The sequence below is a fragment of the Litoribacter populi genome, assembly GCF_007483685.1.
Classification (GTDB): Bacteria; Bacteroidota; Bacteroidia; order Cytophagales; family Cyclobacteriaceae; genus Litoribacter; species Litoribacter populi.
This window is the reverse complement of sequence record NZ_VMKN01000001.1, coordinates 1,440,601-1,466,965: the sequence shown is the minus strand read 5'-3', so window position 1 is coordinate 1,466,965 and position 26,365 is coordinate 1,440,601. Positions and strand designations below refer to the sequence as shown.

Annotated in this window: 20 protein-coding genes; 10 read left to right on the top strand and 10 right to left on the bottom strand. The window is 43.6% G+C overall.

Annotated elements, in window-relative coordinates:
• Nucleotides 1–54: 54 nt before the first annotated feature.
• From FPL27_RS06425 to FPL27_RS06415, 3 genes are all read right to left on the bottom strand, one after another.
• A complete protein-coding gene (locus tag FPL27_RS06425; protein WP_143960305.1) occupies nt 55–2,496 on the bottom strand; it encodes an FtsX-like permease family protein in 2,442 nt (813 codons plus the stop codon).
• Between the two features lie 296 nt (nt 2,497–2,792).
• On the bottom strand, nt 2,793–5,420 hold the full coding sequence (locus tag FPL27_RS06420; protein WP_143960304.1) for an FtsX-like permease family protein: 2,628 nt from the start codon (nt 5,418–5,420) through the stop codon (nt 2,793–2,795).
• Between the two features lie 3 nt (nt 5,421–5,423).
• Nucleotides 5,424–5,768 carry a PadR family transcriptional regulator gene (locus tag FPL27_RS06415; RefSeq protein ID WP_143960303.1) on the bottom strand — a complete coding sequence of 115 codons (345 nt, stop codon included), beginning with the start codon at nt 5,766–5,768 and terminating at the stop codon, nt 5,424–5,426.
• A gap of 289 nt (nt 5,769–6,057) precedes the next feature.
• Here FPL27_RS06415 and FPL27_RS06410 point away from each other — a divergent pair, with 289 nt between their 5' ends.
• The 4 genes from FPL27_RS06410 to FPL27_RS06390 all read left to right on the top strand — a co-directional run bounded on the left by FPL27_RS06410 (nt 6,058) and on the right by FPL27_RS06390 (nt 9,426).
• On the top strand, nt 6,058–6,561 hold the full coding sequence (locus FPL27_RS06410; protein ID WP_143960302.1) for a hypothetical protein: 504 nt from the start codon (nt 6,058–6,060) through the stop codon (nt 6,559–6,561).
• Between the two features lie 148 nt (nt 6,562–6,709).
• Nucleotides 6,710–6,853 (top strand): helix-turn-helix domain-containing protein, encoded by a 144-nt coding sequence (locus FPL27_RS20270; protein WP_143962093.1) that lies wholly within the window; start codon nt 6,710–6,712, stop codon nt 6,851–6,853.
• 55 nt (nt 6,854–6,908) lie between these two features.
• Nucleotides 6,909–8,042 carry a serine hydrolase domain-containing protein gene (locus tag FPL27_RS06395; RefSeq protein ID WP_143960301.1) on the top strand — a complete coding sequence of 378 codons (1,134 nt, stop codon included), beginning with the start codon at nt 6,909–6,911 and terminating at the stop codon, nt 8,040–8,042.
• A 274-nt stretch (nt 8,043–8,316) separates the two neighbouring features.
• Nucleotides 8,317–9,426, top strand: coding sequence for a Fic family protein (locus FPL27_RS06390; RefSeq protein ID WP_143960300.1), 1,110 nt, complete (start codon nt 8,317–8,319; stop codon nt 9,424–9,426).
• Between the two features lie 297 nt (nt 9,427–9,723).
• Here FPL27_RS06390 and FPL27_RS06385 read toward each other — a convergent pair whose 3' ends face one another.
• A complete protein-coding gene (locus FPL27_RS06385) occupies nt 9,724–10,302 on the bottom strand; it encodes a hypothetical protein (protein WP_143960299.1) in 579 nt (192 codons plus the stop codon).
• Nucleotides 10,303–10,376: 74 nt separating this feature from the next.
• Complete coding sequence (locus FPL27_RS06380; RefSeq protein WP_143960298.1) at nt 10,377–12,800, bottom strand: FtsX-like permease family protein; 2,424 nt, start codon at nt 12,798–12,800, stop codon at nt 10,377–10,379.
• A 358-nt stretch (nt 12,801–13,158) separates the two neighbouring features.
• Between FPL27_RS06380 and FPL27_RS06375 the strand changes: the two genes are divergently transcribed.
• From FPL27_RS06375 to FPL27_RS06365, 3 genes are all read left to right on the top strand, one after another.
• A complete protein-coding gene (locus FPL27_RS06375; protein WP_143960297.1) occupies nt 13,159–14,235 on the top strand; it encodes a helix-turn-helix domain-containing protein in 1,077 nt (358 codons plus the stop codon).
• A gap of 134 nt (nt 14,236–14,369) precedes the next feature.
• Entirely contained in the window at nt 14,370–14,882 is a 513-nt protein-coding gene (locus tag FPL27_RS06370) for a hypothetical protein (protein ID WP_143960296.1), read from the top strand.
• A gap of 355 nt (nt 14,883–15,237) precedes the next feature.
• Nucleotides 15,238–15,879, top strand: a complete 642-nt coding sequence (locus tag FPL27_RS06365; protein WP_143960295.1) for a hypothetical protein — start codon at nt 15,238–15,240, stop codon at nt 15,877–15,879.
• A 245-nt stretch (nt 15,880–16,124) separates the two neighbouring features.
• On the opposite strand, the gene FPL27_RS06360 is transcribed toward FPL27_RS06365, so the two are convergent.
• A complete protein-coding gene (locus FPL27_RS06360; RefSeq protein ID WP_143960294.1) occupies nt 16,125–18,503 on the bottom strand; it encodes an ABC transporter permease in 2,379 nt (792 codons plus the stop codon).
• Nucleotides 18,504–18,932: 429 nt separating this feature from the next.
• Between FPL27_RS06360 and FPL27_RS06355 the strand changes: the two genes are divergently transcribed.
• Genes FPL27_RS06355 through FPL27_RS06345 form a run of 3 tightly spaced genes read left to right on the top strand, consistent with a single transcriptional unit; the run spans nt 18,933 to nt 22,653 of the window.
• Nucleotides 18,933–19,430 carry a (2Fe-2S)-binding protein gene (locus FPL27_RS06355; RefSeq protein WP_143960293.1) on the top strand — a complete coding sequence of 166 codons (498 nt, stop codon included), beginning with the start codon at nt 18,933–18,935 and terminating at the stop codon, nt 19,428–19,430.
• Complete coding sequence (locus FPL27_RS06350) at nt 19,427–20,416, top strand: FAD binding domain-containing protein (protein WP_143960292.1); 990 nt, start codon at nt 19,427–19,429, stop codon at nt 20,414–20,416. Before FPL27_RS06355 ends, FPL27_RS06350 begins: the two co-directional genes overlap by 4 nt.
• A gap of 2 nt (nt 20,417–20,418) precedes the next feature.
• Entirely contained in the window at nt 20,419–22,653 is a 2,235-nt protein-coding gene (locus FPL27_RS06345) for a xanthine dehydrogenase family protein molybdopterin-binding subunit (RefSeq protein ID WP_143960291.1), read from the top strand.
• Nucleotides 22,654–23,055: 402 nt separating this feature from the next.
• On the opposite strand, the gene FPL27_RS06340 is transcribed toward FPL27_RS06345, so the two are convergent.
• From FPL27_RS06340 to FPL27_RS06325, 4 genes are all read right to left on the bottom strand, one after another.
• Entirely contained in the window at nt 23,056–23,676 is a 621-nt protein-coding gene (locus tag FPL27_RS06340; protein ID WP_143960290.1) for a CatB-related O-acetyltransferase, read from the bottom strand.
• A gap of 359 nt (nt 23,677–24,035) precedes the next feature.
• A complete protein-coding gene (locus tag FPL27_RS06335; RefSeq protein WP_143960289.1) occupies nt 24,036–25,052 on the bottom strand; it encodes a gluzincin family metallopeptidase in 1,017 nt (338 codons plus the stop codon).
• 15 nt (nt 25,053–25,067) lie between these two features.
• The gene (locus tag FPL27_RS06330) at nt 25,068–25,298 is read right to left on the bottom strand and encodes a hypothetical protein (protein ID WP_143960288.1); all 231 of its coding nucleotides are present in this window, start codon (nt 25,296–25,298) and stop codon (nt 25,068–25,070) included.
• A 5-nt stretch (nt 25,299–25,303) separates the two neighbouring features.
• Entirely contained in the window at nt 25,304–26,359 is a 1,056-nt protein-coding gene (locus tag FPL27_RS06325) for a DUF4932 domain-containing protein (RefSeq protein WP_143960287.1), read from the bottom strand.
• Nucleotides 26,360–26,365: the final 6 nt, after the last annotated feature.

Here is a 26,365-nt window from a genome sequence, read left to right as displayed (position 1 = left end):
TCCATATAGAGATAGAAAATCCAAGTCTTCTTAGACAGATTGGACATGGAAAAACTACTCACTTTTCAATGAGTAGACAGGATTCATCTTGGCAGCTTTGATGGATTTAAAAGACAGGGTAACCAAGGCTATGACTATGGTCACCATACTTGCCCCCGCAAAGTAGTACCACTCCAATTTAACTTGATAGGCAAAGTTTTGGAGCCAATTATCCATTAGGAAATAAATTAACGGAGTTGCTAAGCCAATGGCCAAAAATATCAGCTTCATAAAATCCCAAGACAACAGCCTTACGATATTGGGAATAGAGGCTCCTATCAGTTTCCTGATTCCAATTTCCTTGGTCTTTTGTTGAGCCACCAAGGACACCAACCCATATAGTCCCAGACATCCTATGAAAATAGCCAAGCCAGAGGCAATTTGGAAAGCATTAAAAAGATATGTTTCTACCTTGTAGTGCCTTTTCAATTGGTCATCAACAAATTCAAATGAAAAATCCGCGTCGGGATATACTTCTTTCCAGGCGTTTTGGATGAGACTTATGGCTTTAGAGGGGTCCTCCAAATCAGCACGCAAGAGGATGTTGACCTCATCTTGAAAATGGCTTCCCCAAAAAGCCATAATGCACGGCATGATTTCCTCCTGCAAGACATTGTTGTGAAAATCCTCCACCACCCCGATGATGGGCGCCTTTCCTTCATTGGTCAGCAATTCCATCCCAACGGCCTCCTCAGCTTCCACTCCCAACTGCTTCAATAAGGCCTCATTCACCAAAAACCCATCCGAAAGCGTTGGATTGTATTGCCCCTCCGCCTTCCCTGCCAATAGATTTAATTGGAAAAGAGCGAAATATTCCTTGTCGATAAACTTCAACTCTGCCCCCCTCCTCATTTCAGGGGGTTCGTGGGATTGCCGAAAGCTGGTACCAAACTGCCTTTCATGGGTAGTAGGAGCTCCAGACGAAAAACTAACCTGTTGGATTTCCGGCCTTTGCCGCAACTTTTCGCGAACTGCGTTCTTTTTGTCCTGATCGGTATCCGGCAAATTCACCGAAATGATGTTTTCTTTTTGATAGCCTAGATCCTTCTGTAGGACATAGTGCATTTGACTGGCCACAACGAATGTTCCCGCTACCAAGGCCTGGGCGATAAAAAACTGAAAAACAATCATTCCATGCCGAAATGACAATCCAAACCTATTTTTGATTGCCCATTGGTTTTTCATGGCCAATATGGGGGAAAACCCTGACATGACCAGCGCAGGATAACATCCCGTTAAGAAAGTGATGGCAAAAATCAGGAGCAGACTAATGGATAAAAATCCAAAATCCATAGAAAACCTAAAATCCGCAAAGTCAACAAGCCGGTTGATTTCCCCGATTACCCAATCCCCCAAAAAGAAACCACAGAAAAAGGCACAGACAGTGAGCACGAATGCTTCGCACATATACTGGAGGAAAAGTTGCTTCCGGGTACTCCCCATCACCTTTCTTACACCAATCTCCTTTACCCTTTTCAAGGATTGTGCAGTGGCAAGATTTATAAAATTAACACAGGCTATCAAAATAAGGACAGCTGACAACAATACAAGGCCTCTAATTATCCCTTTACTGATAATGTAGCTTCCAGGACTGCTCCCATACAATGCATTGGTATGCACCTCGGAAAGAGGCTGGAGTCGATATTCGATCCTCGCGTCATCCTCTTTATTTAAATACCTTTTCTTGAGCGATGCTATTTGGGAATTGTAGGAATCCAGGTCTGCACCATCCGGCAACACCATATAAGTGGTGCCTTGATGATTCCCTTCCCAACTTTCCGCCTGTTGACCATGATGGGTTAAGAAATACTCGTAAGACAGCAGGATTTCAAAGGGAATATTGGAATTAAAAGGCGGATTTTGGATGATGCCTCTGACTACCAACAGGCTTTCGTCATTGAGCAAGAGGGGCTTTCCCAGCAGTTCATCGGGACGCTCCGACCCTTCCTGAAAATATTTTAGGGCTGCATTCAAAGTTAAAACAACCGCATTGGGTTCATCGAAGGCTTTGGCGGGATCTCCACTTATCCAAAGCCCTCCGGAAGGATATGCCTGGTCAAAGTCAAAAACGTTGAAATATCGTTGGTCCACAAACCATATTTTTTCCTCCTGAAACCTTTTCTCTTTCCTCTCATCAAGGGTGGATAAATAAGCTTGAATCGGTCCTGAAGCCTGTGTGACCTCCACCTCTGGAAACTCTTCCCGCAGGGCAGCTGCTAATGGGTAAGCAGTGGTATTCCAATATTGGGTACCATCGGCCGTATGGTTGTGGTGAACCAAACGGTAAGTATGCTCATATCTGCTGTGAAAGGCATCGAATCCTGTCTCATAGATGACGATGGTGTAGATAACCAAAGCTCCTGCAATTCCCAAGGTAAGGCCTATTACATTGATGAAGCCATTCGCTTTGTTTCTTTTCAGGTTTCGAAAAGCTGCCTTAAAATAATTTTTCCACATAATTCCATAGTATAAAAATCACCCTCCCCATCCATACTGTCTCGGTTTACCCCTCCTTTTCCATTCCCGTGCCACCCCAAATTAGGCTATAGCGCCTTTATATCCACTTCATACATTTTCAAAAATGCAATTTACGACCAATCTTGCTCGGTGGCGGACAATTGAAAAGAAATTCTTTTCAGCACAAGCCCCGTCATCCTCGGCATCTGAATACCCATAAACACTAGGTCTGACCTCAGTTCTTCGAGATCCCTAAAGGGGAATTATCGACGAAGTTGAACCGTGGGCATAAACACTTACTCTGCCTTTAAGCTCAGTACCGGATTAAGATAAGCCACACGAAGGACCTGATAACCGATAGTTATAGCAGCTATTAATAATGTACCAACACCCGCTATCACAAATGTCCATACATCTATCTGAATCCTGAACTCAAACTCTCGAAGCCAGTTTTGCATAAACCACCAGCCAATGGGTGATGCAATTACAAAACCTATCAAAACCAAACGTGCAAATTCTTTCCCAAACAACCATATGATGTGGGTCACCCCACTCCCCATTACTTTTCTGATACCTACTTCTTTTGTCTTTTGGGCCACCATAAATGAAATCAAACCGTATAAACCCAAGCAACTAATACTCAATGTAATAAGTGAAAACAGTTGAATCCCAGATAGCATCATGTTTTCAGTTTCGTAAAACTTCTCTATACGATCATCAAGAAACGCGTACTCAAACACCTGGTCTTGATAGTTTTCTTGCCATGTCGCATTAATTGCCTCAAGCGTATTCTGGTAGTCCCGTGGATCCATTTTAATAGCAAAACTGGAATAATGTCTACTGGCTGATGCTAAAACAATGGGGCTTATAGCTTCATGAAAGGATTTGTCGTGAAAGTCCTTCACCACGCCAACTATCTGCCCCTTCATATTCCCGGAATTGACTGCTATTTGGGTTCCCAATGCATCCTCTGGATTAATGATTCTTAATTGCTTAAGCAAAGTCTCATTGGCTAAAATTTCCATTACTGTATCAGATGCAACCAAATTACGCCCATAAATAATATCCAAATTGAAAGTGGAAACATAATTTTCGTCCACTAATTTCATATTGATAAGAAAATCCATCTTCTCCTGACTGCTTCCCCATAAAATGTCTGTTTCCCAGTTATCAGAAGATGCAGGGGCATTATTACAAAGGGATATCTGCTGCACACCTGGTAATCGGTTTATTTCATTTTTCACTGCCTCCATCTTTGAAGCAGCATTATCCCCTGCCTTAACCATCACAATAGCTTCCTTATCAAAACCCAGATCTGCATTTTTTGTAAAACGCATTTGGTTGATGACCACTATTAATGAAATAATCAATACCTGTGAAATCACAAACTGTGTTACAATCAAGGACCGGCGCAAATTAAATCCACCAATATGCTGCTGCGAAAGTTTCTGTCGAAAAGCTGTAATCGGTTGAAAAACTCCTAATAAATAGCCCGGATAAAATCCTGCTAAAAAGGTAATGACCAATCCCAAAACAACTATAAACAGTATCAAACTCGTATTGGAAAATAAGTCTAAACGAAGATTAATATCATATAGATTATTGAGACTAGGAAGTAAGGTATAGGCAGCGACAATAGCTATAATAATGCTTATAGCGGTAATAATTCCTGTTTCCACCATAAACTGCCAAAAGAGTTGCCAACGCTGCCCCCCCATCGTTTTGCGCACTCCTACTTCTTTGGCACGTCTTAAAGCCTGCGCTGTGGCAAGGTTTATAAAATTAACACATGCGGTAAGCAGTAAAAATATACCTATTGCCGAAAGGATCCACAGATGGTTTTTATCGATCACTCCTCCTCCAAATCTGTCTATAAAATGAATGTCATTAAGCGCTTGTAATTGGTAAACACTCTTAGTTTGCTTATTCATCGGGTATTCCTGCGCATAGTAGGTTAAAGCCTCTTCTGCCTCATAAGTAGATGTGCTTGGGTTTAGTAAAACAAATGTTTGGAGATTTCCGGATATACCTGCCCAAAAATCATCCGAAGCTAACCAAGGCATAAATGCTTCAAAAGTAGGGAAAGAGACTATAATCTCTGACCTGAAGCCCGTATTGTCAGGGATATCTTTTAGTATTCCAGTTATAGATAGCTCCAAATCATTTTCCATCAAAATGGTTTCTCCAATTGGATTCTTATCACCAAAATATTTAAGAGCCAATCCCTCGGAAATGACTGCTGCATTTACGGTATTCATAGAAGATTCAATGCTTCCCTTAATCAATGGAAAATTGAAAATTTCAAAAAATTCCGGCTCTGCGAAGGTTACTCCTTCGGGCTCCTTATATTTAGTTTTTTCTTCCTTATCTGTAAGTGTTATTAAAGCATTTGGATGAATGAAAATTCTAGCTGTCTTTTCGCTAAAAGTCTGGTTATCTCGAACCAATGCACCTAAAGGCGTAGGAACGCCTGTCGAATAGTGTTCATTTTCACTATGCATTTCAGTGACGATCCTATAGATCCGATCCTTGTTTTCGTGAAAATTATCAAATCCTAAATGGTGTTTGACCAATGTAAAGATAAACAGGCAACATGTAATGCTTAACGCCAACCCGGCAATATTCATCAGTGCATATTCTTTGTTTCGGATGAGCGTTCTCCACCCTATCTTGAAGTAACTTTTAAACATGTTGTTAGAATTTAGATTATGATTTTCTTGTCGGGGTTTTATAATACCAGGTCTAAATAGCAGCAGCACATCAAAGATGAATTTCCAGTCAGCTTTTCTTTTACCAAGTTTTTTAAGATTTCTATCGTAAACCTCCATCAGGTCTCCTTCTATATAATCTGACATATCAGGATGACAAAACCATCGGAAGAAGCTAAGAAAGAATTTGGGAGGTGTTTGCTTTTTATCCTTCATAGCTTAAATCCCCGCAAGTTTGGCCTGCCAAATCGTATCCGGTATCGCAGCCCATAACTGTTCGCGAGTAACCTTAGCATGCTGTATGGCTTTCTTGCCAAGTGCTGTAATTTCAAAATACCTCCTTGGCCTCCCTACCCTCTCCTCCGTAGCTTCACCGGCATAGGATCTAAGATATTCTTTATCCTCCATCCTTTTCAATGCTGTATGTAGAGCTCCCATACTCACCGTTCGGCTTAGGCGGGATTCTATTTCATCCTTTATGGCAATACTATAGGCGGCATTGTTAAGTATTCCTACCGTCAGTAAGACGATTTCTTCAAACTCCCCAAGTTGATAATCTTTCATAGCTATTGAATATTATCTAAATGTAGATTTAATAATTGTGCCAAGTGAGATATAGTCTCAAAGGGTTATAAATGGCACTCATCGGGAAAAGCTTAGCTCGTATTAGGACAAAAACGGTCGGGGACGGACAAAAAAAAAATAGCATTAAATTTTATACCCGTACCATCGGCTCCATCCGAAAACGTCCATTCCTTGTCCTAAATCGAACACCCCCGTCCCTATCTATCCCCTAAAGAATCGGTTACAGGCCCATTTTCTACTTGGCTCTATTTTAGCCAATACCCCATGCATGCAAGCATTAGAAGAAGGCGTGTTTTTCGGCAAAACCACCAACACCCAAAACCTCCATGGGCTGACGGTCACCGACACCATTTATACCCATGAGAGGGTGGATTGGCATTATCACAAAAATGCCTATTTTACCTTTATTATAGCTGGAAACCTTTACGAAGAGAACAAAAAGGACCGCAACCATTGTAGCGCAGGATCCCTGCTATTCCACAATTCCCAGGATCCCCATTACAACCTCAAGCCACCAGGGTTTACCAGAGGAATCCATTTGGAAATCGAGAACAATTGGTATGTGCGCCAAGCTATGGACAACCCATTGTCGGAAGGCAGTTTTTTGGTTCAAAATCCCGCAGTAAAACTGGAGTTCTACAGGATGTTTAGGGAGATGCAACTGGTGGATGACCTTTTTCCCCAAGCCATAGAAGAAATTACCTTAAATATCATCTGGAAACTTTCGGCCACCAAGACCTACCCCATACCTTATGGCCCAAACAAGTCCTAGCTTATCTCTATGATACCTATCAGGAGCCACTATCGCTACAGAAGCTATCAAATGAACTGAATATCCATCCCGTCCACCTGTCAAGGGGGTTTTCAAAACATTTCGGCATGACTCTCAGCGATTATATAAGAAGGCTTAGAATCGAAAAATCCTTTTCCCAAACCAAAACCTCTCCCTTACAGAAATTGCCTATTCCTGTGGTTTCGCCGACCAAAGCCATTTCAACAGGTGGTTTAAGGCTTTTCTGCACACCACCCCGGCAAAATATCGGGCTTTGCTGAGCACATGTTAATACCATACTATTTATATGCTTGGAATCTCCTTAGCCTTGTAAAAACTTAAAAGACATGAAGACAATATACCTCCTACTGATTCTGGCATTGGCCAACTTTAACCCTTTCACGGCTCAAGGACAGCAACGATTACAGAGCCAGAAATCCGGAAATGCTTTGGATATGGCTTCCCATCCAAAAATCATCGCCTTGGACAGTGCCATCAAGAATGGGCAATTCAAAAACATAACCAGTATACTGGTAGCCCAGGATGGGGTTACCATATATGAAAAATACTATAATGGCTACGCTGAGGCCTCCCACCACGACACCCGGTCAGCCACCAAAAGCATCACGGGTATGCTCATTGGATTGGCTATCGAAAATGGTTTTATCCCCTCAGAAAAAGAGCCTGTCGCCGCCTATTTTGAGGACAAACAACCATTCCTGAATCCCGACCCCCGGAAACAGGAAATAACCATTGAAGACCTCCTTACCATGAGTGCTACACTGGAATGTGACGATGACAACCAATTTTCCATGGGAAATGAAGAAAGGATGTATTTGATTGAGGATTATTATAGGTTCTTTCTGGATCTACCGATACGTGGCTATGCTGGCTTTGCCACCAAACCTGAAGAACTCCCTTTTGGCAGGAGTTTCAACTATTGTACGGCCGGTACCGTATTACTGGGAGGGATTTTGGAAAGGAGTACCGGCATGAAATTGGAGGATTTTGCAGACCAATACCTATTCCAGCCATTGGGTATTGAAAACGTAAAATGGCAAATCACCCCCATGGGCACACCCATGACAGGTGGCGGTCTGGGCTTAAAAAGCAGGGATTACCTAAAGCTTGCCATGCTCATGCAGCAGGAAGGACAGTGGCTGGGAAAACAATTGCTCTCCCAGGATTGGGTAAGGAAATCTGCCACCCCTCAGGTTTTCGTCAGGGACTTTCAGGGTTCTAAATACCATTATGGGTATTTGTTTTGGCTACAGGATCTGGGACCGGATGACTCCTACCCCACCTTTTACATGTCCGGCAATGGAGGAAGCAAGATAGCGGTCATACCCGAACTTTCCCTGACAGTGGTGATTACAAGCTCAATGTATGGCTCCTTCCAAGGACACCTCCAATCACAGGAAATACTTTCTGACTACCTGATAAATGCAATACTGGACCATAATCCCGAACAAGAGAAGTAACCAAATCAAACGATGAAAACCATCACTACCCGCCAGCTGGACCCCGTGCAAATCCAACAGCTGGACCAACTTTGGAATGAGCTAAGCAAAAAAACCTGCCAGGTTTAAATCCATGGTTACGAAAAACCTGGCAGGTTAGTATCAAACCGAAATCAAACCCTGCCAGGTTTAAACGAATCACGACAAAAAACCAAAAACACCATGAGCCGATTAGCTCTTGTAATCGGCTCATATTTTGCATATATTTGAGCCGATTAGAGAAATTAATTGGCTCATGGCATATAATTGGCAATTGAAAGGCTGGCCCTCCTTCCAGTGGAATGTAGAAGTTTTACAGCCGTTGATTCTGGAATTCGGTCTGGAATGGGGTGAGATGAAAGGGCTTCACCAAGGCCTGTCGAAGGAGCTGGAAGAAGAGACATTGATCGATGTGATGGTTTCGGAGGCCATCAAAACATCGGCAATCGAAGGGGAATTTTACAGCCGGGAAGATGTGATGTCTTCCATTAAAAACAAGCTGGAGCTTGACCCAAAAGTCTTCAAAATCCGAGACCGGAATGCCGCGGGCATATCGGAACTGATGGTCAAGGTGAGAAAATCCTACATGGACCCCCTGAGTACGGAAATGCTCAAGGACTGGCATGCTGCCTTAATGTCCAATGCAAGAAACATGGAGGTTGGGGATTGGAGGAAAGGCCAGGAACCCATGCAGGTAGTTTCCGGGCCTATTGGAAGAGAAACCGTCCATTTTGAGGCTCCCCCTTCCCAGCAGGTTCCGATGGAAATGGAGTCTTTTATAGCATGGTACAACAACCAGGAAATCCCCCTCAACAACGAAATCGGCCTTGCCTTATTCCAATCTTCTATTGCACACCTCTATTTTGAGTCCATCCATCCATTTGAAGATGGTAATGGAAGGATTGGGAGGGCCATTGCTGAAAAGGCCTTGGCACAGGGCTTAAAAGCTCCTGTGCTGCTAAGTCTTTCCAGAACCATCACCAATGACAAAAACGCCTATTATGAAGCAATCAAGGAAGCCCAAAAAACTTTGGACATCACCCATTGGCTCCAATATTTTATACAGGTGATCATAGATGCCCAACGGGACGCAAAGTTATTGGTGGCGTTCACGCTGAAAAAAGCCCGCTTTTTTGACCTGAATCAGGACAAGTTGGAAGAACGTCAAATCAAGGCACTCCAAAAAATGTTTGAAGCCGGCCCAGAAGGTTTTACCGGAGGGATGAGTGCCAAAAAATACATGTCCATCACCCAGGTCTCCAAGGCAACAGCCACCCGTGACCTTCAGCACCTCTACCAACAAGGCATGCTGAAGCAGGAAGGCGCAGGTAGATCGGTCAGGTATAATTTGAATCTGGATTTCTAGGAATGAAAAAATCTAACCGCAAAGGTTAAGAAGATGCGCAAAGAAAAAGAAGAGATGGAGGGGGAGTTGGACTAACGAAACACCAACTTACAAATTAACGCTCCTCGGAATTTGCAATTCCGAGGACAGATAAAGGGGATTTGCAATCCCCAAAATAAAAGGAGAAAATCGGTTGGCCTTGAACCGAAGGAACAAAAAAACCTGCCAAGATTAAATCAATGTTTGCGAAAAACCTGGCAGATTTACTGTCACTAACGTCGCTGGCGATCGATGATTAAAAATAGTTTACTTTCATGTTTATCGTAGATTTCTTTTCAGCAGCTCCATCTCCTTATGGATAAACTCCCTGAATTTGCGAACCTCCCCTATGTGATAGGCCTGATAGGCCAACAACAACAGCATGATTGGTACTTTAGTATAGCCCCACCAGCTACTGTTATCACTTAGAAACCCGGCGAAGGCCAGCACAAATAATACTACCACAAAAAGAATCACCAATGGTCGGGACTTAGTCAGCCGCCGAACCCAGGAAGACCAGGCCGGATCCTGCTCATCGAGCTTGTCTGGATGCTGTTCCCGGAGGAAACCAAAGAAGTCCAACCCAATCTTGCCTACGGCATACATCGGCCAAAATATTAGAAAAAGTAGGGAATTCATCAGTAGCAGCGGGGTCTTGCTCCAATCGAAGAAACCCTGGTTCTCCGACAATACCCCTCCTACCGCCATACTCAGAATAAGGGCCGTCAACACCATACTCATTGCAAAATGGAGGTAGGCTACATAATGGATTCCTTTATTGGGTTTTGTGAGGTCCTTAACTCCTATTTTGGCTGTTAAGTGATCTGTTCCCAACCGATAAGAATATTGATTTTGCATGACCCTAAACTAATGTTTTTTTCACAAATTCATGCTCAAGAAAAAAAAAAAAAACAGGCCCCTTACCTCTACCCTTACTCATTAAAAGCATCCACAGGATTAATCATAGCCGCTCGTATAGCTTGCGAACTTACCGTTACCGCTGCCACGAGAAAGGCTCCCAGCCCTGCAATCAGAAAAACGACCCACGACATGGAAATGCTATATGCAAAATTATCCAACCACTGACTCATGCCATACCAGGCAATTGGGATAGCAATAACAAATCCACCCAAGACCAGCTTTAGAGAATCCATCCCAATCAAGGCAACGATATTCCAAATGCTCGCACCCATCACTTTCCGTATGCTAATTTCTTTGGTTCGTTGCTCTGCGGCAAAAGCCGAAAGTCCAAACAATCCCAACACAGATATGATAATTGCCAAACCTGCAAATAAGCCAAACACCGCCCCCACTTTTTCCTCTGCTTCATAATGTTGATCAAACTTGTCTGCTACGGAGTAATAATTGAATGGGAAATTTGGCCGCATGGCAAGCCACTCCTGTTTTAAGTAAGCGATGGTTTCATCCTTCAGGGCTTTATCAACTTTGATGGCAACTTCGTTGATCCGGTCGGTTGGAATCAGAAAAACCATCGGGCTAATAGGTTGATGCAAGGATTCAAAATGGAAATCTTTGACCACTCCCACCACATGGCCTCTCCGGATGCCATAGTGCAATTGCTTTTCTATAGCCTCCTCCGGACTGGACCAACCTATGGCCCGGACGGCCGCTTCGTTCAGGATAAATGCTTGGGTGGAATCACTCGCCAGTTTAATATCGAAATCTCTCCCTGCCTGGAATTCCATACCGAAGGTTTTCATGAAGGTATGGCTAACATGAATATCTGACACGCGAACATCTATAGGACTGAGATCTCCGTTTACTTCGGCTGTTGTCCCCTGTGCATCCAGTAACCTTCCAGACGGAACCCTACTCCCAAGGGCCAATTCTTTTATCCCCCTCTGTTGCAGGAGTCTTTCGCGCATCGTCTCATAATTAGCAATAAATCCATCGTGTGCCGGCAACACCACTATCTCATCCTTGTCAAAACCCAGGTCTTTGTTCTTCAAGAAATCTAACTGGTTAAGCACCACCAATACGGCCACAATCAATATACTGCTGATGGCAAACTGACCCACCACTAAAACAGAACGTAGGTTTTCATGGATAGATTTAATCTTATAGGTGCCTTTTAGAACCTTGACAGGCTGAAAACCTGATAGAAATAAAGACGGGTAACTTCCTGACAAAATCCCGACTACCAAAACTAGAATCACAAGACCTAAAAGGTATTCGGGATGCTCTAAAAGATCGTATGATAGTTCCTTACCCGTAAAGTTGGCAAAATACGGTAACGCTAAGGATGCGATGAGCAAAGCGATGAACATGGCTAGCAATGACATGAAAATAGTCTCACTCATAAACTGTCTGACCAGCAACTGTCTATCAGCCCCCATTACTTTGCGCAGCCCCACTTCCATGGCCCTTTTAGCAGACCTGGCTGTGGCCAGATTCATGAAATTGATACAGGCAATCAACAAAATAAACAGGGCTATAGCCGTATAGATATACACATTCTCAATGCTGCTGTTGGGTTCTATTTCTGAATCCAGGTTAGAATACAGGTGTATATCTGTAATCGGCCAAAGCTGTAACCTCGTGGTGGCGGAAGCTGCCAAACCCTGGGAACTGGCGGAAATATGCCTATCTATAAAATCAGGTAATTCCGCCTCAAAGGATTTGTAGTCAACATTTTCTTTTAGCTTGAGGTAGGTTATAAAATTATTGTCCCCAAAATTTTGCATGATGACATCATAGCCTCCAAAATATTGGGTTAAAGGCTCCATTGATGCAAAAATATCAGCTTTAAAATGCGAATTATCCGGCACATCCTCAATTACCCCTCTTACAATCATCTCCATGCTTTCGCCTGCAATCATAATCGTAAGCGCTTTACCAATTGGCTCTTGATCTCCAAAATACTTATAGGCCATGGTTTCGCTGATCACCAAACCATCGGGATAAGTCAGTGCCCGGTCAGGGTCGCCTTCTACCATCTTCCAAGAAAAGACACGAAATATCTCAGGGTCAGAAAAGAAAAAGCGCTTTTCCTCAAAAATTTTATCGTCTTCTTTTACCACGACCTCCACATTCATCGCCCGCACGGCTTCTGACACCTGACCTTCAAAGTCTGATTTTAGCAAAGGTCCAAAGGGAGGTGCTGTATGTCCCAAATGCAGATTGGTCTCACCAGCAGGGGTACTAAATGCCCTTGACACACGAAAAATCCTGTCTTTGTTATCATGATAAGTGTCATAACTCAATTCATGCTGAACAAATAAAAAAATTAAAATACTTACCGCCATCCCAATGGATAGACCTAATATATTTATAAGGATATAAGTAGGACTCTTCTTTAGGTTCCTGAAAAAAATCTTGATATAATTAAAGAACATGAGGATTTCAAATTTATGGGCATGGGGTAATACAAAATTTAAAAGAATAGTAGACTACTACCATGCCAACAGAAAATGTACTTTTACGCCTAAATATCCTCCATTTTATTTATAATTAAAATCCCCTTTCGAACATAACCGTCCGTCAGCGGTCGAAACCCAAGAAACCTCCAACGGTTAGCCATTGAATACCTGACCATGGATGGCAGGGTGGAACTTCATTACTTTTCAAAACCGTTGAATCGCTAACTATCAAAAGGGTTTCTCCTAAACCAAAATTTGAAAAAGTTTATTTAGCTTTAGTACAACAAGCAAAACCATATAACTTACAATTTGAATAAACACTCCTGATGCCTCTATGCTAGCTTCTATCTATTTCATTGGGATTGCCCAGGGTTTGCTGCTTTGCATCCTCTTTTTCAGCAAAAGCAAAAGAGAAGCTTCCTTTTGGTGGCTTGGGGCGCTGATTTTAAACATTACCATCATGATAAGCGGTCAGTGGCTGTTTACCCTACAATGGCATCTGGACTGGTGGCCTCTGTACCTGTTCTCCTCCGGCTCGGTTTTTCTTATTGGGCCTTTGCTGTATGGCTTTATTCGGAAAAAAAACAAAGTCAAACCCCATCCAAAAACAGTTATACATTTGGCTCCTGCAGGCCTATATTATTTATTGCTTGTTTATGCGCTTTTTCCATTTTCGACTAGCCATATCCAGGATTTTTTGCTTTCTATTACTGCTTCCAAACAGGCTCAAGGCCTGCCTTTTTTAGGTTTAATAAAGTTATTCCACCTCTTGTGTTACACCCTGCTTTCCTACAAAGCGGTACAGCACAAAAAAGCTTCACAAGAGACCAAATTATTATACCTTTTCATCCTAGGCTATATTTCCCTTCAGGGTATGGCTTGGCTCATGATCATCGCTTCAGTGTTTGTAAACAGCGAGTTACTCCAGTTAGCTGACCATTCGGTGTCAATTCTACTGGTTTTGTATGTGTACCTATTTGGGTATATCAGCATGGAAAAACCGGATTTTTGGAAATTCCAAGCTAGTGGTGTGACGGAAAGATATCAAACCGGCGGTCTGGGCAAAAATGAAAGTGCAGCGTATTTTGAGCAACTCACCCAGATCATGGAGAAGGATAAGCCCTATTTGGAACCTACCTTAAATTTGGCAGGACTTGCAAGCCTTCTGAAAATTACCCCACACCAAACATCCCAAGTTATCAATGAGAATGCAGGCACTAACTTTTCCGATTACGTGAATGCCTATAGAGTAGATACGGTAAAAGAACTTTTGACCGAACCCCAATTTCGGAACTACACCCTGCTGGCCATAGCATTTGAGGCCGGCTTCAACAATAAAAACAGCTTTAATACTGCTTTCAAAAAGCATGTCGGTAAAACGCCTACAGCCTACCGTAAGGCCATTTGTTAGTCGCAGTTTGCAATTATTGATTATTTTTTTGTCAGGAATTATAATTTTGGGCGCCATAAAGCACCGTATTTCCCAATTTCGGTTCAAGGTTTATATAACAAGCTTTATGATTGCAACCACTATTCTCTATTCAAATGAAAAAAGAAAGACCTGTGAAATTCTTGACCCTAGGCAACCTCTTCCTGTTGGAAGCGAAAAATCCATTGGCCATTTCTGGTATGATTGTGATGTTGTTATCTTTCATTCTGTGGACTCCTCTTTTTGCCATCCGTTTTTGGATACAAGAACCATATGAAAGATATGATATTAGCACTATTGAAAAAGAAGGTGTGCGGACGGAGGCCATCATTTCTGCCATCAAAACTCTGGATCAGATCAGGATCTTTGGTAAAAGTCCGAAGGTAATTTCCTATAACTTTACCTACCAAGATCAGCCCAGTTCGGATCAGTTTCAAACGCTCGAAGAACTTGAATTTTCGATTGGCGATAAAATCGGGATAAAAGTCCATGAAAACCAATCCATAATTGAGGGCATACAGCCATTTAGGATTCCTTTCCACCTATTACATATCATCCCTTTATTCTATCTGATCATAGGAAGTTCTTTGTTTTTGGCAGGGCTGCGTCCTTTTTTTTTTAAAATATAGCTTGTACAGAATCAAAAAAACCTCCACATAATGGAGGCGTTTTTGAATTGTCATAAACCTTATGAGATAGTATCTCAAGGTAGTGTTGCCAACAAATATACCATATAAAACCCCTCTAATTCGTCTAAAAAAGCAGATTTCCGGATTTCCAATATTTTAAATCTGAACAACTTTGTGCGTGATCGGACTATATGGAGCGGACCCCAATAATTTTAATTATATTCGGTACACTAAGAAGGCAATTTATAATCACAACAGAAGATTATTCGCACAAGACTTTTTATAGCGTAATTATTTCATTAATCAAACCTTTTTATCAAGTAGGTACCTATCAAAAAAATTTAAACACTTCAAGATGAAAAACATATTATACTCTTATAATAATTCAATTACAATTTTGGCTAATGATATATGGAAAAATTCTGCTAAATTCTTGGCGTGGCCTATCATTTTTGTTCCTATTACCATAATGTTACATGAAATGGGTCATTATATTATTGGCTTTATGTTTCAGTTCCCTAATCTCCAGTTGCACTATGGTTCTGTCAGTCATACGGCCACAGAATTAGATTTTCCTCCTTGGCAACTTGCTCTCCAAGCATCTGCAGGCCCATTAATCACTATACTTATTGCCTCCTTACCCTGCTATTTTGCAACTAAAAGGGAGCAAAATATATTCTTAATATCTTTGGGAATTGTTGCTCCGATACGATTTCTTATTGGCTCAGTTTATTTATTTTGGATTGTCATAATATTCTTTTCTGGTGGAAGTATGGGTGCTTCTAATTTTGATGAATATAACGTAGCAAGTTTGACAACCATTCCTTTAGCTTTTATTTTAATCGTAGAAACAATTTTTATGTTGTGGACTTGGTGGTTCCTTGGAAATAGAATCCATAAAAAGGGACGCATTATATTTATAGCGTCAATAATAGCAGGAACTTCTTTAGGAATTTCTCTATGGCTCAATATAGTCGGTCCTATTCTATTGCCATAAATTATTATATTCAGGTGTGAAATTTCTTCAAAAATCATGAGGCAGGTAGGGATTGAGACTTGCATTGCGTATGTAGCATAACAGTCCCAAATACCTCAGGAACATTACTCTATCCCCATTGGATGGAATAGCCTGTACCATGGTCAGTGCCATAGGTGCTGAGGGGCAGGTTTAGATCACCAACAACGAAGATGGCCCCTTATTGAAAGACACCTGGCAGGTGAAAGTTTCCCCTTCTCATTAGCTCATTCGCTTTTCAAATTGTCGACAGGATTGGATTGGGCCGCCTTCAAAGTTTGTGAAAAAACAGTAGTCAAACCCAAAGCCGCCACAAGCAGAAGGCTTACAAAAACTTCAATAAACCCTATTTTAATACTGTAATGCTGTACATTAGGCAATAAATTATCAAACAGCAGATAGGTCACCGGAACAGCAATGAGACTTGCAATTACCATCAATTTAATATAGTCTTTAGAAAGGGCAAAAATTAGGTTTTCCGTTGAGGCTCCAAGCACCTTTTTAATACTTACCTCCTTTAACCGGTTCTTAATGGTAAAGACAACGGTACCAAGCAGACCAAGACACGCTACAGTTATGGCCAAAAGCCCTAAAAACCCCCATAACTTAATGATTTCAAAATAAAACCCATAGACATCATTGATCTGATGGTTGTAAAATTGGGCTTTAAACTCCTTTGTTCCACTCAAATTTTTCCACATCTCTTCCATACCTGCAAGATCTTTGAAATCCTCCCTAGAGCTTAAATGTAGGTTGGCATAAGCAAATTCCTCAGGGTCATACTTAAAAAAGAAACTATTAATGGGATCCATAAGATTTGAGTAATGGAAATTTTCCACAACTCCACCAATAACAACAGTCCTTCCATTTGGTAGAAATAGGTTTCTGTTAATGGCCATATGGGGTTGAGCAATATCAAGTTTCTTAACAAACTCCTCATTGACTATGATATAGGATTGGTTTCCTCCCGCTTGATCCCCAAAATTCCCCCCTGCCAAAAACTTCAAATCCATATTGGGAATGAAATTTTCATCAATGAACATATATGAAGCCCCAAGGGAGTCACTTTCATCCGCATATCTCAAATAGTCATAATGGGTTGACCCTATGCCCAATAAGTGGGAGGACATGGATATTTCATTTACAGATGCAAGTTTCCCAAATTCATTCTTGACTATCTGGGGATCAACATCCTGTAATTCCATATTGAGAATATTCTCCTGCTCAAACTCAAAACTATAATTTACAGAAAACCGGTACTGCTGTATAATGATGACCACAGCCATAATAAAGCCTATTGAAAGTACAAACTGAACCGCTATAACAATTTTCTGCATTGGAAAACTATTCTTATTAGATTTTGGAATTTTACCTTTTAAGGTATTGACAGGCGAAATTTTAGAAAAATAAAGGGCTGGAATAAAGCCAGCGACAAACCCAACAAACAGGATGAACATGAAAAAATAAACCACCGTCAAGAAATCCGGTGTTAAATCCAGCAAGTCTCCCAAATATTTCATGGATTCTTCACGAATCAACTCAAAAATAAAAAAGGACAACACTGAAGCCATCAACATCATCAAAGTCGTCTCCATGATAAACTGAAAGAATATTTGATTTTTGGATCCTCCCATCACCTTTCTTACACCTATTTCCCTCATGCGGTTTAAAGATTGGGCAATGGATAAATTTATGTAATTAAAACAGGCCGGTACCAGAATGATCAAGGTGATCAAACCCACTAAAATAAGGGAGGTGTAATCCCATTTAGGCCCTATTGAATTCAAAAGGTCTGGGCCCGGTACAATTTTATTTAAGGCTTGTAGTTCAAAAGAGGCCTTAAAATCTTCATGCTCGCCATATTTTTCTTTAGCTATCACATTTAGGTAATCCTGGATTTTGGTCGGTTTTTCTCCTTGTGGCAAAAGGAGGTAAATATAGGAGTTGATAAACTCATCCCAACTTTCTTTACTTTCAGAAAAAGTACCACCAGCATATGATGAAAGGGTGGCCAGTGAGGCTAAAGCCTCAAATTGCATATGAGAATTTGTAGGCAGATCTTTCATTACCCCCGTTACCAAATAATCCCCCTCCGGATTTATTTTGATCATTTCCCCAATAGGATCTTCGCTCCCAAAAATCTTGGTGGACAAAGTTTCTGAAATCACAATTGTATTTGGCCTAGTAAGAGCTGAAGCAATATTCCCTTTAAGGAGAGGGAAATTGAAGGTTTTTAAAAATTCAGAATCAACAAAATAACCATCCACAAATACCTCCTTTTCCAAATATAAGGCATCACCTTTCAATGTTTTCTGAATCGGCACCACCCTTTCTATTCCTGGAAAATCATTCCTCAACCTTGAGACCAATCCAACAGGAGCAGATGAATATTTAGGATTGGCTTCCTTATCATGCACTTGTGTTACTACCCTATATATCTCATCTTTATTAGGATGAAAGTTGTCATAGGTAAACAAAAATGTGAGCATGGCAATGAACAGAAGGTTAAGAGACAACCCTAATGCTAAACAGAAGACATTGATAGAGGTGAAGAATTTATATTTTGCCAGATTACGTGCAGCGATTATAAAATAATTTTTCAGCATAAGGAAAGAAATTAAAAGAGAGAAAGTCTTTTCTACAAAATTTGAGACATTGCATCCTGAGCCTGGATTCTATCCCTAGGTAAAATTAATATTAGGGAATAATTAATAAATTGCAGAAGATGTGCCACCCATTTTAGGTTCATTATGAGGCATTCTCCCCCTCCTACCCTCTCTGGGTGTCCGATAACCAACAGTCATTGTGCGGATATAACACATTATTCACTTAGCTCTTTTTGAGTAAAAGTAAGTCTCCTTTCATCCATTCTCAGGTCAGAAACCAATACGCCAAATTCAACCCCTCTGGCGTTCCAGCTCACCCTACCCAAGTTTTTAGCGAATTTGCCCAAACAATCGGATGACTGTCAGGTTCCTATTTTACCTTTTGTTGCTCCTCAGTCAATACTTTTTACCACTTTTTGATAATCAGCCATGGAAAAAAACACACCAAGCCCAATCCAAAAGGAAAGCATCATGCTAACCATCAACGGGACCGTCCACCGACTGGAAGTGGAAGTCTGGACCACCCTGCTCGACCTCCTGCGGGAGCGGCTAAAGCTCACCGGCACCAAAAAAGGCTGCGACCAGGGGCAATGCGGTGCCTGTACAGTCCTCCTGGATGGACAACGCATCAACTCCTGCCTCACCTTGGCCGTGATGCACGACGGCTCAGAAATCACTACCATCGAAGGCTTGGCCCAAAACGGCAAATTAAACCCGGTTCAGCAAGCCTTCATTGACCGCGACGCCTTTCAATGTGGTTACTGCACACCTGGGCAGATTTGCTCTGCAATCGGCCTTATTCAAGAAGGCAAAGCAAAGACCAAAGCCGAGGTCCGCGAGCTGATGAGCGGCAACCTCTGCCGATGTGGAGCTTATACCCATATCACCGAAGTGGTGCTTGAGGCACTGGAAAGGAGCCGGACATGAAACCTTTCAGCTATCAAAAGGTAATGGGCATAACCGAAGCAGTGAGCGATTTAAAGGAAAAAAACCAATCTTACATTATCGCGGGAGGCACCAACCTACTCGACCTGATGAAAGTCCACGTGATGCAGCCCCAACACCTCATCGACATCAATGGCTTAAAGCTCCATGATATTTCAGAAAGAGATGGAGGTGGCCTGCACCTTGGGGCCTTAGCTAGCAATGCCCAAACAGCCTACCACCCACTCGTTGAAGGCCGCTATCCACTCCTCTCCCAAGCAATCCTTGCCGGCGCATCCGCACAATTGCGCAACAAAGCCACCAATGGAGGCAACCTGCTCCAACGTACCCGCTGCTCGTATTTCTACGACAACAGCACCTCCTGCAACAAACGTGAACCCGAATCCGGCTGTGCCGCCCTCCATGGGTACAACCGTGACCATGCCATCCTGGGCCACAGTGAACATTGCATTGCCACCCACCCCTCCGATATGGCTGTAGCACTTGCCGCTTTGGAAGCAAGAGTGGTGGCCACCGGACCGGATGGGGCACGCAGCATACCCATGGCCGACTTTCATCGCCTTCCAAGCAACAACCCACAAGTGGACAGCAACCTGGAAGCGGAGGAACTGATCACAGGCATACAATTACCTCCGGAGGGATTTGCTGAACACTATGCCTATCTCAAAGTCCGTGACAGGGCTTCCTATTCCTTTGCGTTGGTTTCGGTGGCAGTTGGATTGCGCATGGAGGGAAATACCATCCTTAAGGCAAGAGTGGCTCTTGGTGGAGTGGCCCACAAGCCCTGGCGGGTTCCCGGCGCAGAAGAATTGCTAGAGGGAAAAGAGGCGGACCGGGAAAATTTCAAGGTTTTAAGCGAAGCATACCTCACAGGTTCGGAAGCCTTCAAGCATAACAAATTCAAAATCAAATTGGCTAAGCAAACCCTTGTCCGGGCGTTGATGCAAGCCTCAAACCTGAAATTATAAACATGGCAGCAACAAAAAACGGAGAAGCCAGAAACCGGGTAGATGGCTATCAAAAAGTCACCGGACAAGCAAAATATGCAGGAGAGTGGCAGCCACCAGGGCTGCTACATGGGGTTGTGCTCAACAGTACCATAGCAAAAGGAAAAATCCTCCACATTGAGACAGAAAAAGCATTGCAACTGGATGGGGTTCTGCAGGTTTTCACCCATGAAAACCGCCCGCCCCTTGCCCATTATGATAAAAGCTACCAAGACTTGGACGCCCCTCCCGGAACACCTTTTAGACCCCTGTTCGACAACAAAATACTGTTCAACATGCAGCCCATCGCCCTGGTGGTGGCCGAAAGTCTGGAGCTGGCCCGGTATGCTGCCTCTTTGGTCACGGTCAATTACGAGAAGAAACAGCATGAGGTGGATTTCGAAAAGCAACTCCAGCATGCTTTTATACCGAAAGATTACAAGGCTGTAGCACCACCCGAACCTTGGGGATCCCCCGCCGAGGCTTATCATGACGCCAAGCACCGGCTATCAGCCACCTATACCCACCCCAGCCAGCACCACCATCCGATGGAGCCCCACGCCTCGACCGTCCTGTGGGAAGAAAACGGCCGCATCACCGTCTACGACAAAATCCAAGGCGCCCTCAACAGCCAAAAGTATCTCATGGGAGTATTTGGACTGGCCCAAGAGGATGTTAGAGTACTTTCACCTTTTGTGGGAGGTGCATTCGGTTCAGGCCTGAGGCCCCAATACCAGTTATTCCTAGCCACCATGGCCGCCTTGGAACTGAGATGCTCCGTCCGCGTGGTGCTGTCGCGACCGCAGATGTTTTCCTTTGGGCACAGGCCCAAAACCCACCAACGCTTCTCCCTGGCCGCTTCTGAAGATGGGCAGCTGCAGGCAATGATCCAGGAAGTGTACGGAGAAACATCCCGCTTTGAGGACTACAGCGAAAATGTCATCAGCTGGCCCCTCGTACTTTACAATTGCGCCAACGCCAGCTTGAGTTACAAACTGGTGGGGCTGGATGTCTACACGCCCCTGGACATGCGGGCACCGGGTGGGGCCAGTGGCATCTTTGCATTGGAGTGTGCCATGGACGAATTGGCCTACCAAGTGGGCATGAACCCCTTGGATTTCCGGTTAAAGAATTATGCTGAAAAGGACCAATTTGAGGACAAACCCTTTTCAAGCAAGGAACTTCGGGAGTGCTTTCGCCAAGGGGCTGAAAAATTTGGCTGGAAAAACCGTCCTAACCAGCCGCGCACCATGCAGGAAGGTCACGAACTCATCGGTTGGGGACTGGCCAACGGAGCCTGGGAAGCAAACCAAAAGCCAGCACATGCCAAAGCTGTCCTGGCTGTGGACGGCAAGCTCACCGTCAGCAGCGCCACCGCCGACATCGGTACCGGCACCTACACCATCATGAGCCAGGTGGCCGCCGAAACCATGGGCCTGGAATTGGAGCAGGTGACCTTCAAGCTTGGTGACTCCTCCCTGCCCAAAGCCCCCTTAGAGGGAGGTTCTGCCACCGCCTCCTCTGTCGGTTCAGCCGTCAGGGAAGCTTGTAGGCAACTCGGCAAAAAGCTGCTTGAACTTGCCCAGGAAGTGGATGGTTCCCCATTGAAGGATATCCCGTTTTGGGAGGTGGAAATGGAAGCCGGGCAGCTACGGCTCAAAAAGGATCCAACCAAAGCCATGGCACTGACGGACATCCTACACCAAAATCAAAAGGACAGCTTAGCGGCAACCATCGATTCCCAACCTTCCGAGGAGCAGGACAATTATGCCATTTACAGCCATTCGGCGGTCTTTGTGGAGGTAAGGGTGGACGAAGCATTGGGAACAGTCAGGGTTTCGCGGATGGTGAATGCCATTGCGGGCGGTCGCATCCTTAACCCAAAGACGGCCAAAAGCCAAATATTGGGAGGAATGGTTTGGGGTGTGGGCATGGCATTGGAGGAAGAATCTGTCATGGACACGCATTATGGACGGTTCATCAACCATGATTTGGCCGGCTACCACATTCCCGTCAACGCCGACCTGCAAGAGCTCGACGTGATCTTTGTCGAAGAGGAGGATGACATCGTCAACCCCATTGGCGCCAAAGGCCTGGGGGAGGTGGGCAATGTGGCCGTTGCCCCGGCCATTGTCAACGCCATTTTCCATGCCACCGGAAAAAGGTTCCGGGACCTGCCCGTTACGGTCGATAAGATCTTGGAAAATGATGAGGTTTAGGCCGTGGTAGTCCCCGACTCCCCAATCAAATTAATGGCTGCTCATCGGGACAGTGAGAGTACGTGGGTTTGCCCGTGCATAAATCATTGACAACAATGACAACAGCCCGGGGAGGCGGAGTTTACCTCCCTCGGGAGGCCCATTACCCCCATTCCCTCCAAAACCTCCATTGTCACCCCTTTCCTCATCTTTATTTTACTTTCCCGCACCTGGCATCCCACAAACCAGCAATTGTCTTTACCTTCCCAATTAGTTTACTCATACGGAATCTCTAATCTTTTAAAAAGCAGGGCTTTTAATCCTTTCTCCGTACGTCGGTTTCTCGTTTATCAAACCTGATAAAAACACAGGCAATATTTGGTACTACAAAATATTTTTATGCTGTTTGAGAATAACTTAAGCTCATTTAATTAAATCAAGGTCATTGCCAGTCAAATGCTGGACATTGCGGGTGATCTTGTCGATCTCCCAGTCCCACCACCTGATTTCCAAAAGCTTTTGGATCTTTTCGTCCGAAAATCTCTTCTTCACCTCCCTGGCCGGATTGCCTGCTACAACGGTGTAGGGTTCCACATCCTTAGTCACCACGGCATGGCTGGCAATGATTGCTCCATCACCGACCCTTACCCCAGGCATGATGGTGGCTCTGTGCCCTATCCAGACGTCGTTTCCGATATGTGTATCCCCCTTGGAAGGATAGCTTCTACCCTCCATGGCTTTTTCCCATCCATGGCCGAAAATGGCAAAGGGATAGCTTGTCAAAGCATCGGTCAGGTGGTTGCCGCCGTTCATGATAAAAGTAACATCAGAGGCTATCATGCAGAATTTGCCAATAAAAAGCTTATCCCCGATAAAATCAAAATGGTATTTTACATTTTTCTCAAAATTGTGCACATCCTCAAAATCATCGTAATAGGTATAGTCCCCCACAATGATGTTTGGGTTGGTTATGATGTTTTTCAGAAAGCATAGCCTTCCATAGTGAGGTAATGGGAACGGGGTGTTCTTGTCAGGTCCTGTCATATATTAGCTGGTTACCGCCTGCCTCCTGCAAAGGCAGGTCGCCGATTTTCCTTTTATTGGTGGGACGGAAGACCGAAGACCGATGACCGAAGAGGCGGGCCATGTTAGCATTAAACCAAGGGTGAAGCAATTTTATCACTTTACAGGTGTTATTGATTACAGATAATTTATATATCAATCTGGCCAAATTAGCTCAAATTCATCACAAGCAACGATCATATTAATTCCAATGTCGAGATTCTGATAAAGGCTTTTGCCACACCATCCCAATCTGTATCAACATATATATCACCTATCTATTTTCTGAAGACGATAACACTTTAAAGAGGTAGAGGTGGCTCCCCTGATCCCCCGCTATTCTACCTCTTCAACAATTCCTCAAACTCCTTCCGTATATCAGCTGAGGTTTGGTCCTCAAGCACCTCCAAAAGATGTCCTGTAGTAGCCACTTGGTCTCTATTAACCGCCACCATAAAGTCTACAAATATTTCATAGCCAAGCCGGTTTTCCAACTGAGATAAGATATATGGCCCTTTTTCATAGATCAGTGCATCACCATATCTCCCAAACCTATCCCCTCCCAATAGAGGAGGCAGTTTTTCAGCACGGCCTGCAAGCTTCTCGATGATCATATTAAACCTTTCTTCCCCCTGCTCATGTCGAATAAACATCATCTCCGAATATTGGGCAAATGATTCAGTCAGCCATTTTTCGGTTGTAAGGGGATCGCCCCTGTTCCACCAGAAATGGGATATCTCATGCGCCAAGGTGGCGGTATTCTCATGTTGCTTTGCAAAAACTACCGAAGGCTTAAAGGACCTGGTGACCTTATGTTCATGATACGGAATCGGTCTGTACAGCACAGAACAGAAAGTGACGGGTTCTTCTCTGGCAAAAGTACTGTTGAAGAAATCAAAAATCCTCAAGGCCGCATCTCTTACATATCGGGCACTGTCTGCATATTCGGAAAACACCCTAACTTCTTTACCATCAACTGAATAATCATATAACCCAAGACCATTTTTTTGATTATTGCTGGCCAAAATGGGGTTGATATAATAGGATGTGGTATTGGATGTCACCTCGATTTCTCGGGATAAACTACCCTTTTGTACATCTATAAGTTTATAGTTTGCATTATCCAAACTTGCCTTTATTTTATACTCAAAGTCTTCCAGTGTACTGAATACAGGCAGGATCATAAAATCCGGATCAATATCCACCCATTGGTATTCCTCAATCCAAAATCCTTGGGAGGGTTTACCGGAATAAGCAATTGAAAAGGAAGTTTCCTTCCCTTCCGATAGGGCTTCTTCAAAGTCTATTGTGAGAGTAGCGAAGGGTTTTGCTTCCTGATCAAAACTATAACTTTTCACTAGGTCACCATCTACTTATTGGATCTCCATTGCTGAATCCATCCAAAAGCTTAGGCTGGATCGGGCACTGTCTTTGGCCACATAAGTAAAAGCAAGGGCTACCTCTACGGATTGATCATCAACTGATATGTTAAGGTTTCCCTGGACAAAAGTTCCACCATCGCCCCGTTTGTTACCTGATTCCGCAATCACATCGGCACAAAAAAATGTGAAGGAAATTAATATTATAGTGCTTAACCTGTTCATAAATATCAATGGTTTTTATTTTCTATCATTTCTATGAGATGTGGGATGAATTCCCGGAAGTTTTGCTCCTCTCTGTTTGGATAATATTCCCTATCAAGCAATTCCACCATCTCACGGTATAGGGGGCTGCCCATACCTTCATTGATGGCCAAATGCGCATCGGCCTCTTCTATGCTGGAAAATTTTCGTTTGAGCAATATCGCTACACCATCGGCCACCACCTCATGAATAAAAAAGTAGGTGTCCATCCCTTTATCGGCAAAGGTGTTGAAATTCACAGACAGAGCATCCTCATAATCCAGATTCAGCAGGCGCTGTCTAAAGGGTGCTACCATTACCTCCCAGTACAGGTGGCTGGCTTCATGCCATACCGCATGGTTGAGGGATTTACGGTTGTAGGCAAAGTTGGGCGTATCTGTTTGCTCATCCACGTAGGCCCGGTCGAAGGGAACGATTATAGGAGCATACTGGCTAAATTCGGGATTGATTTCTTCCAAAAAGAGGTTGACTTTGAGCGTAGCGCCCATGGGTGCAATAGAAAAATAGATGGTTTTGCCCAAGTCCGCCCTATAGAAATCCGTCAAGGCGGCCAGAGGCTGTTCACGCTCCAAGCCGTCGGTAAACTCCTTTTCCCAAATGCGGTAATTTGGCTCCTGCTCTTGATAAAAAGCCCAAAAGTCGGATTTCTCGGCAAATTCCCGGCTTAAGATCAGGTAGCGTTCCAGATACTCCCTATCCATGATTTTGTCCAGGTAGCCATATCCATCGGGGATTTTCAGCTCATTGTCCGGGAAATCAAAACACCAGCCCAAGTCCGTAAAATCATTGTAGGGCAAGGCCGCGGCATGCAATACCGCCGGATGTTCCCGATACTCCCCAAACCAGTCCTCCACCGCTTCCAGATAGCTGGACTCCCTGGCCGTGGGCCGATACACCTCCGCCAGGTAATTGACCACGTGCAAGAGCTCCGTGCCGGGATGCACCTTTACTTCATAGGATGGCTGGGCCTGCAGAGGTAATGTACAGGACAACAGCAAAAAGAGACTAAATACCTTCTTCATATCGCT

Coding starts and splice junctions, on each gene's coding strand:
- FPL27_RS06425 (WP_143960305.1), bottom strand. CDS start 2,496: ATGTGGAAAAATTATTTTAAGGCAGCTTTTCGAAACCTGAAAAGAAAC.
- FPL27_RS06420 (WP_143960304.1), bottom strand. CDS start 5,420: ATGAAGGATAAAAAGCAAACACCTCCCAAATTCTTTCTTAGCTTCTTC.
- FPL27_RS06415 (WP_143960303.1), bottom strand. CDS start 5,768: ATGAAAGATTATCAACTTGGGGAGTTTGAAGAAATCGTCTTACTGACG.
- FPL27_RS06410 (WP_143960302.1), top strand. CDS start 6,058: ATGCAAGCATTAGAAGAAGGCGTGTTTTTCGGCAAAACCACCAACACC.
- FPL27_RS06395 (WP_143960301.1), top strand. CDS start 6,909: ATGAAGACAATATACCTCCTACTGATTCTGGCATTGGCCAACTTTAAC.
- FPL27_RS06390 (WP_143960300.1), top strand. CDS start 8,317: ATGGCATATAATTGGCAATTGAAAGGCTGGCCCTCCTTCCAGTGGAAT.
- FPL27_RS06385 (WP_143960299.1), bottom strand. CDS start 10,302: ATGCAAAATCAATATTCTTATCGGTTGGGAACAGATCACTTAACAGCC.
- FPL27_RS06380 (WP_143960298.1), bottom strand. CDS start 12,800: ATGTTCTTTAATTATATCAAGATTTTTTTCAGGAACCTAAAGAAGAGT.
- FPL27_RS06375 (WP_143960297.1), top strand. CDS start 13,159: ATGCTAGCTTCTATCTATTTCATTGGGATTGCCCAGGGTTTGCTGCTT.
- FPL27_RS06370 (WP_143960296.1), top strand. CDS start 14,370: ATGAAAAAAGAAAGACCTGTGAAATTCTTGACCCTAGGCAACCTCTTC.
- FPL27_RS06365 (WP_143960295.1), top strand. CDS start 15,238: ATGAAAAACATATTATACTCTTATAATAATTCAATTACAATTTTGGCT.
- FPL27_RS06360 (WP_143960294.1), bottom strand. CDS start 18,503: ATGCTGAAAAATTATTTTATAATCGCTGCACGTAATCTGGCAAAATAT.
- FPL27_RS06355 (WP_143960293.1), top strand. CDS start 18,933: ATGGAAAAAAACACACCAAGCCCAATCCAAAAGGAAAGCATCATGCTA.
- FPL27_RS06350 (WP_143960292.1), top strand. CDS start 19,427: ATGAAACCTTTCAGCTATCAAAAGGTAATGGGCATAACCGAAGCAGTG.
- FPL27_RS06345 (WP_143960291.1), top strand. CDS start 20,419: ATGGCAGCAACAAAAAACGGAGAAGCCAGAAACCGGGTAGATGGCTAT.
- FPL27_RS06340 (WP_143960290.1), bottom strand. CDS start 23,676: ATGACAGGACCTGACAAGAACACCCCGTTCCCATTACCTCACTATGGA.
- FPL27_RS06330 (WP_143960288.1), bottom strand. CDS start 25,298: ATGAACAGGTTAAGCACTATAATATTAATTTCCTTCACATTTTTTTGT.
- FPL27_RS06325 (WP_143960287.1), bottom strand. CDS start 26,359: ATGAAGAAGGTATTTAGTCTCTTTTTGCTGTTGTCCTGTACATTACCT.